General features: G+C 66.5%; 11 protein-coding genes. 10 read left to right on the plus strand and 1 reads right to left on the minus strand.

All coding sequences use genetic code 11. From position 1 onward, the window contains the following. The first annotated feature begins 8 nt into the window (after positions 1 to 8). From nuoN to RBB46_RS10265, 5 genes are all read left to right on the plus strand, one after another. Positions 9 to 1,469, plus strand: a complete 1,461-nt coding sequence (gene nuoN, locus RBB46_RS10245) for an NADH-quinone oxidoreductase subunit NuoN (protein WP_306028877.1) — start codon at positions 9 to 11, stop codon at positions 1,467 to 1,469. Positions 1,470 to 1,531: 62 nt separating this feature from the next. Beyond that, complete coding sequence (locus RBB46_RS10250; protein WP_306028878.1) at positions 1,532 to 2,287, plus strand: biotin--[acetyl-CoA-carboxylase] ligase; 756 nt, start codon at positions 1,532 to 1,534, stop codon at positions 2,285 to 2,287. A gap of 174 nt (positions 2,288 to 2,461) precedes the next feature. Then, positions 2,462 to 4,129 (plus strand): ribonuclease J, encoded by a 1,668-nt coding sequence (locus RBB46_RS10255; protein ID WP_306028879.1) that lies wholly within the window; start codon positions 2,462 to 2,464, stop codon positions 4,127 to 4,129. 123 nt (positions 4,130 to 4,252) lie between these two features. After that, positions 4,253 to 4,657: a methylmalonyl-CoA epimerase gene (gene mce, locus RBB46_RS10260; RefSeq protein ID WP_306028880.1), complete on the plus strand. Its 405-nt coding sequence runs from the start codon at positions 4,253 to 4,255 to the stop codon at positions 4,655 to 4,657. A 34-nt stretch (positions 4,658 to 4,691) separates the two neighbouring features. Continuing rightward, positions 4,692 to 4,961 (plus strand): DUF1467 family protein, encoded by a 270-nt coding sequence (locus RBB46_RS10265; RefSeq protein ID WP_306028881.1) that lies wholly within the window; start codon positions 4,692 to 4,694, stop codon positions 4,959 to 4,961. 75 nt (positions 4,962 to 5,036) lie between these two features. Here the strand turns inward: RBB46_RS10265 and RBB46_RS10270 are convergent, their stop codons facing one another. Continuing rightward, on the minus strand, positions 5,037 to 5,300 hold the full coding sequence (locus RBB46_RS10270; protein ID WP_306028882.1) for a hypothetical protein: 264 nt from the start codon (positions 5,298 to 5,300) through the stop codon (positions 5,037 to 5,039). Positions 5,301 to 5,676: 376 nt separating this feature from the next. Here RBB46_RS10270 and RBB46_RS10275 point away from each other — a divergent pair, with 376 nt between their 5' ends. The 5 genes from RBB46_RS10275 (at position 5,677) to RBB46_RS10295 (ending at position 12,691) form a co-directional block, all read left to right on the plus strand. Continuing rightward, a complete protein-coding gene (locus RBB46_RS10275; RefSeq protein WP_306028883.1) occupies positions 5,677 to 6,339 on the plus strand; it encodes a protein-L-isoaspartate O-methyltransferase in 663 nt (220 codons plus the stop codon). Between the two features lie 470 nt (positions 6,340 to 6,809). Next, positions 6,810 to 8,192 carry a TolC family outer membrane protein gene (locus RBB46_RS10280; RefSeq protein WP_306028884.1) on the plus strand — a complete coding sequence of 461 codons (1,383 nt, stop codon included), beginning with the start codon at positions 6,810 to 6,812 and terminating at the stop codon, positions 8,190 to 8,192. A gap of 305 nt (positions 8,193 to 8,497) precedes the next feature. After that, a complete protein-coding gene (locus RBB46_RS10285; RefSeq protein ID WP_306028885.1) occupies positions 8,498 to 9,115 on the plus strand; it encodes a PopZ family protein in 618 nt (205 codons plus the stop codon). 137 nt (positions 9,116 to 9,252) lie between these two features. Then, positions 9,253 to 12,099 carry a valine--tRNA ligase gene (locus tag RBB46_RS10290; protein ID WP_306028886.1) on the plus strand — a complete coding sequence of 949 codons (2,847 nt, stop codon included), beginning with the start codon at positions 9,253 to 9,255 and terminating at the stop codon, positions 12,097 to 12,099. A 28-nt stretch (positions 12,100 to 12,127) separates the two neighbouring features. Next, positions 12,128 to 12,691, plus strand: a complete 564-nt coding sequence (locus tag RBB46_RS10295; protein ID WP_306028887.1) for a DUF2155 domain-containing protein — start codon at positions 12,128 to 12,130, stop codon at positions 12,689 to 12,691. Positions 12,692 to 12,695: the final 4 nt, after the last annotated feature.

Raw genomic sequence — 12,695 nt, forward strand, 5'->3', positions numbered from 1 at the left:
GAGACGCCATGAACGCCTATTCCCAACTCCCGGATCTCTCGCCCGCGCTGCCGGAACTGTTTCTGGCCGGCGGTGCGCTGGCGCTGCTGATGCTCGGCGTCTTCGGCGGGCGCAAGATCACGCCCTATGTGACGGCGCTGTCCGTGGCCCTTCTGGCGGTGGCGGCATTGCCGCTGCTGCTGCCCGCGCAGTTCGGCATCACTGAAGCCAGCAGCACCAGTTTCCACGGCGCCTTCATCCTCGACGGCTTCGCCCGTTACCTGAAGCTCCTGACGCTGCTGGGATCCGGTTTCGCCATCGCCATGTCGGTGGCCTATGCGCGCAACGAGAATTTCGAGCGGTTCGAGTACCCGGTGCTGATCGTGCTCGCCACGCTCGGCATGATGCTGATGCTGTCTGCGAACGACCTGATCACGCTCTATCTCGGGCTCGAGCTGCAGTCGCTGGCGCTCTATGTCATCGCCGCCTTCAACCGCGACAGCGTGCGCTCGACGGAAGCCGGCCTGAAATATTTCGTCCTTGGTTCCGTTTCCTCCGGCATGCTGCTTTACGGCATGTCGCTGGTCTACGGCTTCACTGGCCAGACGGGCTTTGCCCCGATCGCGGCCGCGATCGCGCATGAGGGCGGCTCCTCGCTCGGCCTCGTCTTCGGTCTGGTGTTCATTCTGGCCGGTCTTGCCTTCAAGATTTCGGCGGTGCCGTTCCACATGTGGACGCCGGATGTCTATGAGGGCGCGCCGACGCCGGTGACGGCCTTCTTCGCCGCCGCCCCCAAGATCGCCGCCATGGGCCTTTTGACCCGCGTCGTGATCGAGGCGTTCGAGCCGGTGACCCACGACTGGCAGCAGATCATCGTCTTCGTCTCCATCGCCTCGATGGCGCTCGGCGCCTTCGCCGCGATCGGCCAGAAGAACATCAAGCGGCTGATGGCCTATTCCTCGATCGGTCACATGGGCTTTGCCCTGGTCGGCCTGGCCGCGGGTTCGAAGACCGGCGTCGAGGGCGTGATGATCTACATGACCGCCTATCTGGCGATGACGCTGGGGGCTTTCGCCTGCATCCTGTCGATGCGCCGCAAGGACGGCATGGTGGAGGAGATTTCCGATCTCTCCGGCCTGTCGCGCACCAACCTGCCGATGGCGGTGCTGCTCGGCGTGATCCTGTTCTCGCTGGCCGGCATCCCGCCCTTCGTCGGCTTCTTCGCCAAGTTCTACGTGTTCCTGGCGGCGGTCGAGGCGGGACTTTATCCGCTGGCGGTGATCGGCGTGCTGGCCTCGGTGGTCGGTGCCTACTATTACCTGCGGATCGTCAAGGTGATGTTCTTCGACGAGCCGGTCCGCGGCTTCCTGCCGATGCCGGTCGAGCTGAAGTTCACCCTTGGCCTGTCGGTGGCCTTCGTGGTTCTGTTCGTCGTGTTTGCCGGTTCCGTCGTGGAGATGGCGAGCGCGGCGGCGGGGACGTTGTTCTGAGCACGTTTGTTTTCGACGGACGTATTCGCGAGGTCGCGGGCGTCGCGGGATACCGCGTCGCCGTGCATGCGGAACTGGGCTCGACCAACAGCCATGCGCTGGCCGCGGCGGGCGAGGGCGATCCGGGCAATCTGTGGATCGTCGCCGGGCGTCAGGTCGCCGGCCGGGGCCGCAGGGCGCGGGCCTGGGTGTCGGAGCCCGGCAATCTCTACACCTCGCTTCTGCTGATCGATCCGGGCAAGGGCGAGCGGGTCGGCCAACTGCCGCTGGTGGCGGCGCTGGCGCTTGCCGAGGCGGTCGATGCCATGACCGGCAGCTACGGGCTGGCGCGGCTGAAATGGCCGAACGACCTTCTGGTCGACGGAGCCAAGATTTCCGGCATCCTGCTTGAGGCAACGGTTCTGGCCGACGGGCGGCGTGCCGTCGTGTGCGGGTTCGGACTGAACCTTGCGCATCATCCGGACCTGCCGGGATACGCGGCCGCCGATCTTGCGGGGCTGGGCTTTTCCGTTGCGCCGGAACGCGCGTTCCGGGCGCTTGCCGAAAGCGCTGCGAAACAGCTGGCGCGTTGGTCGAGCGAGCCGTTCGCGGAAATTCTGACGGACTGGCGCACGCGCGCCGTGGGGATCGGCGCGCCGATCCGCGTGCGGCTGGAAGACCGCGAGCTGACCGGCGTGTTCGCCGGGCTCGACAGCGAGGGGCGCCTTGTTCTGGACCAGGGAGAAGGCCGACACATGACGGTGTCGGCCGGAGATGTCTTTTTCGAACCGTCGGCGATATCCGGCGGCGCGGCCGGGAGCGCCGGTCAGGGAATGTGAGGCGGGGCAGGGCCGGGCAAGACACCGGTCCTGAATGTCCCCGCACAGGCATTTGTAAAGCAAAGCGGTGGCCCGTCCCCTGGACGCATGGCTGCCTGATGGCACATGGGAGATCGTTGCCGCAGCCGACCCAGCAAGGGCGTGCCGCCGTGCGGTCCAGACAGGAGTTTCATAATGGCGGGCAAAGAAGAGCTCGTATTCGTCGCGCTTGGCGGCCTTGGCGAGATCGGCATGAACATGGCGCTTTACGGCTACGGGCCGGCGCGTGACCGGCGCTGGCTGATGGTCGATTGCGGCGTGACATTCGCCGGGCCGGAACTTCCGGGCGTCGACATTGTCGTTCCCGATACGCGCTTCATCGAGGAGAATCTCGACCGGCTCGACGGCATCGTCATCACCCATGCGCACGAGGACCACTACGGCGCGATCGTGCATCTGTGGCCGAAGTTGAAGGCGCCGCTCTACATGACGGCGTTCACCGCCGGCCTGCTGGAAGCCAAGGCCTCGAGCGAGCCGGGGGTCGGCAAGATCCCGGTCACGGTGGTGGAGCAGGGCGGCCGCATCAACGCCGGTCCCTTCGAGGTCGAATTCGTGGCGATGTCGCACTCGATCCCCGAACCCTGTGCCCTGGCGATCCGCACGCCGGCGGGCACCGTCGTCCATTCGGGCGACTGGAAGATCGACCCGACGCCCGGCGTCGGCAAGCCGATTGATACCGAGCGCCTGGCCGAGATCGGCCGGGAAGGCGTGCAGGCGCTGATCTGCGACAGCACCAACGCGGTGCGCGACGGCGTCAGCCCGAGCGAGATGGACGTGGCGGCCGACCTCACCAAGGTGATCCGAAAGGCCAAGCGCCGCGTCGCGGTGACGACCTTCGCCTCGAACGTGGCGCGGATCCGCTCCATCGCGCTTGCCGCGAAGGCGGCGGATCGCGATGTGGTCGTGATGGGCCGCTCCATGCACAGGGCCATCGAGGTGTCCCGGGAACTGGGCTATCTCGACGATCTGCCGGCTTTCCTGTCCGAGGATGCCTACGGCTACCTGCCGCCCGAGCGCGTGGTGCTGCTGCTGACCGGCAGCCAGGGCGAGGAGCGCGCGGCGCTGGCGCGCATCGCGTCGGGCGACCATCGCAACGTGGCCCTGTCGAAGGGCGACCTGGTCATCTTCTCGTCCCGCACCATTCCCGGCAACGAGAAGGCCGTGGGTGCCATCCTCAACAAGCTGGCCGAGGCCGAGGTCGAGATCGTCACGGACCGGGATGCGCTGGTGCATGTCTCCGGCCACCCGCGCCGGGGCGAGCTGACGCAGCTCTACGACCTTCTGAAGCCGCAGGGGCTGATCCCCGCGCATGGCGAGGCGGTGCACCTGAAGGCGCACCGTGACCTGGCCCTGCAATACGGCATCAAGAACACGCTGATCGCCCGCAATGGCGACGTCGTCCGGCTGGCGCCGGGCAAGCTTGCGGTCATCGACGACCTGCCGACCGGCATCGCCGTCAAGGACGGGCTGATCTTCGGCGACCCGGAAGAGACGGGCGTTCATGAGCGCCGCAAGCTCTCCTTCGCCGGGGCGATCGTCGTTTCCGTGGTCATCGACGCCAAGGGCACCGTGATCGGCGAGCCCCTGGCGGCTCTGTTCGGGCTTCCGGATGTGGACGAGAACGGCGACGATCTGGAAGATATCGTCATCGACGAAGTCGTGGCGGCGCTGGACAGCATCCCGAAGAACCGGCGCAAGGATGCCGATCTGGTGGCGGAGGCCGCGCGCCGCGCGGCCCGCGCCGCCATTCGCGACTGCTGGGGCAAGAAGCCCCTGACCGAAGCGCTTGTCGTGCGCGTGTGACCATTTGCCGGGTGGTGCGATTGTCCGCGAACGGGCAATCGTGCGACCCGGCGGTCAAAATCGGCGATCGACCGGCCCCGCTGCCCGGAGCCGCGCCGCAAGGCCTGTTGAGGAGGAAGTGAGATGATCGGACGCCTGAACCATGTCGCCATCGCCGTGCCGGATCTCGAGGCGGCGACGGCGATGTACCGGGATACGCTTGGAGCGAAGGTGTCGCAGCCCCAGCCCGAGCCCGATCACGGCGTGACGGTGGTGTTCATCGAACTGCCCAACACGAAGATCGAACTGCTCGAGGCGCTTGGCGAGAACTCGCCGATCAACGCCTTCCTGGAACGCAACCCCTCCGGCGGCATTCATCATGTCTGCTACGAGGTGGAGGATATCCTGGCGGCCAGGGACAGGCTGACGGACAAGGGCGCGCGGGTGCTGGGCAGCGGCGAGCCGAAGATCGGCGCGCATGGCAAGCCGGTGCTCTTCCTGCACCCCAAGGATTTCAACGGAACGCTGGTCGAGCTCGAGCAGGTCTGACTGGGCACCGTTCCAAGAGAAGAGAGTGAACCCGGTGTCGTTCGTATCCGCGCTGGCAATCTATTTCATCATCTGGTGGATCGTGCTCTTCGCCATCCTGCCGATCGGGGTCGTGACGCAGGAAGAGGCCGGCGAGGTGACGCCGGGCACCGAGTCGAGCGCGCCGGGCCGTCCGCAGCTGCTGAAGAAGGCCCTGCTGACGACGCTCGTCGCCGGCGTGCTGTTCGCGGGCATCTACTGGCTGCGGGTGCATTCCGGCCTGACGCTCGACGATTTGCCGTTCAAGCCTCCGAGCAGCCGTTGAACGGGCCGCCGTCCAAGGTGCGTGTAAAAATGGGGCGCGTCGAAGGGCGGTTCGGGCATCCGTCGACGGCGAGCGTCAAAGCGGGTTCGGTGCCGGCAGCCTTTGGTCTTTGCCCGACGTGGTCGCTGCAAGTTCCTTCTCGCAGTCGGTGACGAGCATCGCCTTCTGCTGCCGCGTGAGCAGCGACAGGTCGCCCGTGCCGAAGCGGTAGCGGGCAAGCCGCACGGCCAGCGGCATCAGGTCGTGGCGCTTCAGTTTCATCAGCAACTGGTCGAAACGCCAGTCGACGGACCAGCCGCTGTCCGACGGGCCCTTGTCATGGGGATCACCAAGCAACATCGATAAGTCCTCCGGCCTTCGGCCGTCATCGTCCCTTGCGACAGGTTGAACCTTGAGCGATAGCCGGAGACTGTGCGGGGAATGTCCGCAGGCTCGGGCGCGCGACGGGTTGAGGACGGAACGCCTTGCACCGTATCGTGTCGACAAGTGTGCCGACGACGGCGTGATTATTCCGTTATGCTGCCGCTTGCGCGGCAACGGATGCCTGCGGTGCTTGTCCGGCTTGTCAGGCGCGCCGGACACCGCTAAGGAACCGGGATGACGATCACAGCGGCGCGTCCGGCCCGGACGGGTGGCGCCGGCGACATTCGACGGGATCCGCACGCCTGAGGAAACGGCAGGCGTGCCGGGATACGGCAAAGGGAAGAGGCGCGCGATGGGCGATTACGAGCAGGTTCGCACCCACATGGTGGACAACCAGCTGCGAACCAACGACGTTACCGACCTGCGGGTTCTCGACGCGATGGAGGCGGTTCCGCGCGAGCGCTTCGTGCCGGCCTCCAGGCGCTGCGTCGCCTATAGCGACCAGGACATCGCGCTGACCTCCGGCTCGAGCCCGCGCTATCTGATGAAGCCGCATATCTTTGCCAAGCTGGTGCAGCTCGCGGCGGTTCGCCCCGGCGAAGTCGCTCTTTGCGTCGGCTGCGGCACCGGGTATGGCGTCGCCGTGCTGGCGCAGCTCGCCGGCTCGGTCGTGGGGATCGACAATGACCCGGAAACGGTTGCCGCGGCGTCGGAGCTGCTCGTCGACCTTGGGATCGAGAACGCCGCGGTGATCGATGGCGATCTGGTCACCGGCGGGGCCTCCGAAGGGCCTTATGACGTGATCCTGATCGACGGGGCGGTCGAGCGCCTGCCCGATGCGCTGACGGCGCAGCTCAAGGACGGGGGACGTCTGGTGGTCATTCGCGGTCGCGGCGGCTCGGGAACCGCCGAGCTGCATGTCCGCTCCGGCGACGCCGTCTCGGGGCGGTTCGCGTTCAACGCGGCGGCGCAGGTGCTGCCGGGCTTCGAGCAGCCCAGGGAATTCGTCTTCTGACGAGGTGACAACCGAGGATTTCAAGGAAGCCGCCGCGCGGGTCAGCGCTGGCGGCTTTTTTCATGTCTCGCCCGGGATGCACAGGGGTGTTGCCGAGAGGTCGCAGCGGTGCGCGAATGCATCGCCGCACCGCTTTCAAAGGTTGTCACCCGACCGGACCGAGATAACAGTATCGGCGCGTCGCCCTGCCTGCATGACGGGCTGGAGGGTTGCCGCGCAAATTTGCCACTCCCGCAAGGAGCCGACCGGCGCAAGAGGCCGAAAGATCGGCGCGGGCGGGGAGGGAACCCGGCAGGTTGCCAGTGCGGCTGGTCGGGCGGAAGGATCGAAAAGCGGTGGACGCCAGAGGGCGGACCGACAAGCCGTGGATCCGGTACGGACAGGAAATCGGGTCGCAGGGACCCGCGTCAAAGTGATGACGGCGAGTGCGCGTGATCGCGCGCGCCGCTGAATTCCGGAGTTGTACAGGGGTGTTCAAGGTGAATCGGACGGGTTCTTGGCTCATTGCAGCCGCCATTTCCGTGGCGGCGGCGGGCGTGCCCGCGACGGCGCGTTCTCAATCGATCGGCGAGGCACTTGGCCAGGCCTATTCGGCAAACCCGACGTTGAACGCGGCGCGTGCGGCGCTGCGTTCCGTCAACGAATCGGTGCCGCAGGCGCTTTCCGGCTGGCGGCCCCAGATCTTCGGCCGTTTCGACGTCGGCTCCCAATACTCGAAATCCGACCCGGGCCGTGCCCGCTACGGCAACACGGCCTCGGTCGGCCTGTCTCTGTCGCAGGCCCTGTTTCGCGGCTTCCGCACGGTGAACTCCGTGCGCCAGGCCGAGGCCGTGGTGCGCGCCGAGCGCGAAAGCCTCCGCGCTACGGAACAGTCGGTGCTGCTTCAGGCGGCAACGGCCTATATGGACGTGATCAGCAACACGGCGATCGTTTCGCTGCGGCGCAGCAGCCTGACCTTCCTGGCCGAGCAGGTTCGCGCCGCCGATGACCGTTTCGAAGTGGGCGAGGGCACCCGCACGGACGTGTCGCAGGCCCGTGCCCGCTTCTCCGAGGCACAGTCGGAACTCAACCTGGCGCTGGCCAACGTCAACAGCAGCCGCGCCATCTACCGCCAGATCATCGGCTCCGACCCGAAGTCGCTGTCCGCGCGCACGACCGTCTACCGCCAGTTGCCCAGGAACCTGGACTTGGCGCTCAAGGCCGGTGCCAGCAACCATCCCTCGATCCTTTCCGCCCAGCATCTTGTCGATGCGGGCACGTTCGGCGTGAAGACGGTCGAGGGCGAGTTGCTGCCGACCGTGACGCTGGAAGCCGACATGCAGCGCCAGTGGAGCCCGCCGAGCTCACCGGGTGCGGACACGGTCGACAGCGCCAGCATTTTCGGCCGGGTCTCGATTCCCCTCTATCAGGGCGGAGCGGTCTCGTCCCGCGTGCGCCAGGCCAAGGAAGACCTCGGCCAGACCCGTATCCAGCTCGATGTCGCACGCGACCAGATCCGCGCGTCGGTCGTCTCCGCCTGGGGGCAGTACCAGGCCGCGGAAGCCTCGATCCAGGCGGCCCAGGATGCCGTGTCGGCCAACCAGCTGGCGCTTGAGGGCGTGATCGAGGAGCAGCGTGTCGGCCAGCGCACGACGCTGGACGTGCTGAACGCCCAGTTCGAACTGGTCAACAGCCGGGTCAGCCTGATCAGCGCGCAGCGCAATCGCACGGTGGCGGCCTACTCGTTGATGTCGGCGGTGGGGGGACTCACGGCGGACCGCATCGGTCTGGGCGTCGCCCTCCACGACGAGAAGGCGCACTACAAGAAGGTCCGCAACAGCTGGTACGGCATTCGCACGCCCGACGGCCGTTGACGCGGAGCTGGTTGCGGCAGCCGCCGGCAGCCTGCACGGGTCCCGATGGTTCCTGCCATCGGGTTTCACGTGCAAAAGCGGCCGAATCGGGGAATTGTTGCACTTGACAAGGCCGCCGGGCCGGTTCGTGACGTTGTCATGCTTTTCCCCCGGCGGATTAACGCGTTATATTCTGCAGGATCGAGTCGGCATGCCCATCGGTGCATCCGACCGGATGCCAGGGCCCTCTAGCAGGACGGTCGGGCGCAGAGTTGTCGAGTGCGGGGATCGGTATGGCTAACGCCAATCAGGCTCAAGAACCTTCTATGGAAGAAATCCTGGCGTCCATTCGCCGGATTATTTCCGATGAGGATACACCGTCTGATGACAAGGCCGAGGCTGCAGCCGAAGCCGATACGACGGATGACGCGCTTGCCGATGCCGGCGAGGAGATGTCGCAGGACGACCTCGACAAGCTGTTTGATTCCGCCGGCGATGCCGATGTGGAAGTCGAGCCGGATCCCGAGCCCGAGATCGAAGACGTGGCCGAGGTCGACGATGTCCTGGAACTGACCGAGGACCAGGCCGTCGACGAGGACGAGTTCGATCTTGTCGAGGGCCTTGCGACCGAGGAAGACGATACCGGCGACGTCGCTTTCGTCGACGAGCGTGCCGAGGCGGAAACCCCGAAATCCGATCCCTGGACACGCCCGGCGCGCGACAGCACGGCGGAAGAGCTGCTGTCGCCCTCGGCGGACCAGGCCGTGCAGGCCGCGTTCCACAATCTGGCCGGCACGATCCTTTCCAACAACGCCCGCACGCTGGAGGATCTCGTCAAGGAGATGCTGCGGCCGATGCTGAAGGGCTGGCTCGACGAAAATCTTCCCCCGCTCGTCGAGCGGCTCGTACGCCAGGAGATCGAGCGGGTATCGCGCGGACGCTGATCCGCGCCGCCATATCCGCTCGTCACGCCGCCCTCCGGGCGGCGTTTTCGTTTCCAGCCCGCATGTGCGCGGTGGTTGACTTGGCGACATGCCTGCGAGTAACCACGCGTTCAGTTCACAGTTCCCCGGGAAAACCGATGCTCGACAAGACCTACGATGCCGCCACAGTCGAACCCAGGATCGCCAAGGCCTGGGAAGACGCAGATGCCTTCAGGGCCGGCGCCGGCGCCGAGCCGGGGGCGGCGTCCTTCTCGATCGTGATCCCGCCGCCCAATGTCACCGGCTCCCTGCACATGGGTCATGCGCTCAACAACACGTTGCAGGACGTGCTGGTGCGGTTCGAGCGCATGCGCGGGCGCGACGTGCTCTGGCAGCCGGGAATGGACCATGCGGGCATCGCCACGCAGATGGTGGTCGAGCGGCAGCTGGCCGAGCGCCAGGAGCCGGGGCGGCGCGACATGGGGCGCGAGGCCTTCGTCAACCGCATCTGGGAGTGGAAGGCCGAGTCCGGCGGCATGATCTTCAACCAGCTGAAGCGGCTGGGCGCGTCCTGCGACTGGTCGCGCGAACGCTTCACCATGGACGAGGGCCTGTCGAGGGCCGTGCTGGAGGTCTTTGTCGGGCTCTATCGCGAGAACCTGATCTACAAGGACAAGCGGCTGGTCAACTGGGACCCGAAGCTTCTGACCGCGATCTCGGACCTCGAGGTCGAGCAGGTCGAGGTGAAGGGCAATCTCTGGCATTTCCGCTATCCGCTGGAAAACGGCGAGACCTTCGAGGCGCCCGTCGCCTTCGACGAGGACGGCAAGCCGGTGGAGTTCGAGACGCGCGACTACATCACCGTCGCCACGACGCGTCCCGAAACGATGCTCGGCGACACCGCCGTCGCGGTGAACCCGGAAGATCCGCGCTACAAGGGGCTGATCGGCAAGCATGTGGTGCTGCCGCTGGTCGGCCGCCGCATCCCCATCGTCGCCGACGACTACGCCGACCCGGATGCGGGATCGGGCGCGGTGAAGATCACCCCGGCGCATGACTTCAACGATTTCGAGGTCGGCAAGCGTCACAACCTGCCGATGATTTCGGTGCTCGACCGCGAGGCGAAGGTCCGCCTTGCCGAGAACCCGGAATTCCTAGAGGGCGTTGCCGAGAGCGCGGAGCTGTCCGAAACGATCTCGGCCTATGAGGGTTGCGACCGTTTCGACGTGCGCAAGCGGCTGGTCGAGCGGATGGAGGAACTCGGTCTTCTCGACCGGATCGAGCCGCACACCCACATGGTGCCGCATGGCGACCGTGGCGGCGTGCCGATCGAGCCGCTGTTGACCGACCAGTGGTATGTCGACGCCAAGACGCTGGCCCAGCCGGCGATCGCCAGCGTGCGCGAGGGGCGGACGAACTTCGTGCCGCGCAACTGGGACAAGACCTATTACGAGTGGATGGAGAACATCCAGCCCTGGTGCATCTCGCGGCAGCTGTGGTGGGGACACCGGATCCCGGCCTGGTACGGCCCGGACGGCCGGATCTTCGTCGAACGCGGCGAGGAGGAGGCCTGCGCGGCTGCGGCGGAGCATTACGGCAAGCCCGTCGAGGTCATCGACATGGAGGCCGCTCTTGCCCGCTGGGAGAGCGGCGAGGACGGTGCCGGCATCGCGCTCTACCGCGACGAGGACGTGCTCGACACGTGGTTTTCCTCGGCGCTGTGGCCGTTCTCGACGCTCGGCTGGCCGGACAAGACACCCGAGCTTGCCAACTACTACCCGACAAGCGTGCTGATCACCGGCTTCGACATCATCTTCTTCTGGGTTGCCCGGATGATGATGTTCGGCGATCACTACATGAAGACCGAGCCCTTCCACACGGTCTACATCCATGCCCTGGTCCGCGACGAGAAGGGCCAGAAGATGTCGAAGTCGAAGGGCAACGTCATCGATCCGCTGGCCCTGATCGAGGAGTACGGCGCCGACGCGCTTCGCTTCACGCTGGCGGCGATGGCCGCGCAGGGACGCGATATCAAGCTGGCGACCAGCCGGGTCGCGGGCTATCGCAACTTCGTCACCAAGCTGTGGAACGCGGCCCGCTTCGTCGAGATGAACGGCGGCGCCCGGCCGCAAGGGTTCGATCCGGCGGCCGTCCGGGAGACCGTCAATCGCTGGATTGTCACGGAGACGGGGCGCTGCGTCACCGAGGTCACCGAAGCGCTGGAAGGCTTCCGCTTCAACGAGGCGGCGGGCGCGGCCTACCGCTTCGTGTGGAACACCTATTGCGACTGGTACCTGGAGTTCGCCAAGCCGATCTTCAACGAAGGCACGGAAGAGGCGCAGGCGGAAACCCGCGCGACCGCGGCCTGGGTTCTCGACGAGATACTCAAGATGCTGCACCCGTTCATGCCGTTCATGACCGAGGAGCTGTGGGCCCGCGCGGTCGAGGAGGATGCGGCGGCGAGCCGGGACAACCTGCTCGTCCACACCCGCTGGCCAGGTTCGGCCGGCGGCGACCAGGGCGCGGCGGCCGAGATCAACTGGGTGGTCGACCTGATTTCCTCGATCCGCTCCGTGCGCGCCGAGATGAACGTTCCCGCCGGAGCGAAGGTGCCCCTGGTGGTGACCGGCGCCAACGAGGTGACACGCCAGCGTCTCAAGGCGCATGAGGCGGCGATCCTGCGTCTTGCCAGGGCCGAGGCGATCTCGCATGGCGACGCGCCGCCGCGCGGCTCCGTGCAGATTGTCAGTGGAGAAGCGGTGGTCTGCCTTCCTCTTGCCGACTTCATCGATCTTGGTGCGGAAGCGGCGCGCCTTGCCAAGGAAGAAGGCAAGCTCGACGACGAGATCGCACGCATCGACAAGAAGCTTGGAAATGCCGCTTTCGTCGCCAAGGCGCCGGAAGAGATCGTGGCGGCCGAGCAGGAGAAGCGGGTCGAGCTGGTCGAGCGACGCGACCGGGTTGTCGAGGCGCGCAAGCGGCTTGCCGACCTGTCGCATGCGTGACCGGGCGATCTGTACGGGGAAGTAGCGGATGATGCGTTTTGCGGGATTGCGGAATGGGCGCGCCGGTGTCGCGCGGGGGCGGGGCGTGCTTGCCGCCGGCCTGATCGCACTTGGTGCGTCGGCGGGCCTTGCCTCGCCGGCCCTGGCCGAGAAGATCGTCAATCCTGTCGCCGTCTTCTCCGGGCTCGACAAGATCACCGGCCGCATCATCGCGTTCGACGTCTATGTCGGCGAGACGGTGCAGTTCGGGGCGCTGCAGGTGACCCCGCGCGAGTGCAACACCCGGCCGCAGACGGAAGCTCCGCAGACGACCGCCTTCGTCGAGGTCGACGAGATCACGCTGAACAACGAGGTGCGGCGGATCTTCACCGGCTGGATGTTTGCCGCCAGTCCCGGCCTGCACGCGGTGGAGCATGCCGTCTACGACGTGTGGCTGACCGACTGCAAGCAGTCCTCGAGCGTCGCCCCGCCGGCGAACTACAGCGGCCCGCCGATCTCCGAACAGGCCGCGGCCGGCAACGATCCGCTGGCAGGAACCGCGCCCAAGCTCGGGCCGGAACAGGTCGTTCCGCGCATCAAGCCGCCGCAGTAAGGCG

The organism is Stappia sp. MMSF_3263 (assembly GCF_030733745.1).
GTDB lineage: Bacteria > Pseudomonadota > Alphaproteobacteria > Rhizobiales > Stappiaceae > Stappia.

Excerpts from the sequence above, each read along its gene's own strand:
- nuoN (WP_306028877.1), top strand. The coding sequence starts at position 9 with ATGAACGCCTATTCCCAACTCCCGGATCTCTCGCCCGCGCTGCCGGAA.
- RBB46_RS10255 (WP_306028879.1), top strand. The coding sequence starts at position 2,462 with ATGGCGGGCAAAGAAGAGCTCGTATTCGTCGCGCTTGGCGGCCTTGGC.
- mce (WP_306028880.1), top strand. The coding sequence starts at position 4,253 with ATGATCGGACGCCTGAACCATGTCGCCATCGCCGTGCCGGATCTCGAG.
- RBB46_RS10270 (WP_306028882.1), bottom strand. The coding sequence starts at position 5,300 with ATGTTGCTTGGTGATCCCCATGACAAGGGCCCGTCGGACAGCGGCTGG.
- RBB46_RS10275 (WP_306028883.1), top strand. The coding sequence starts at position 5,677 with ATGGGCGATTACGAGCAGGTTCGCACCCACATGGTGGACAACCAGCTG.
- RBB46_RS10285 (WP_306028885.1), top strand. The coding sequence starts at position 8,498 with ATGGAAGAAATCCTGGCGTCCATTCGCCGGATTATTTCCGATGAGGAT.
- RBB46_RS10290 (WP_306028886.1), top strand. The coding sequence starts at position 9,253 with ATGCTCGACAAGACCTACGATGCCGCCACAGTCGAACCCAGGATCGCC.
- RBB46_RS10295 (WP_306028887.1), top strand. The coding sequence starts at position 12,128 with ATGATGCGTTTTGCGGGATTGCGGAATGGGCGCGCCGGTGTCGCGCGG.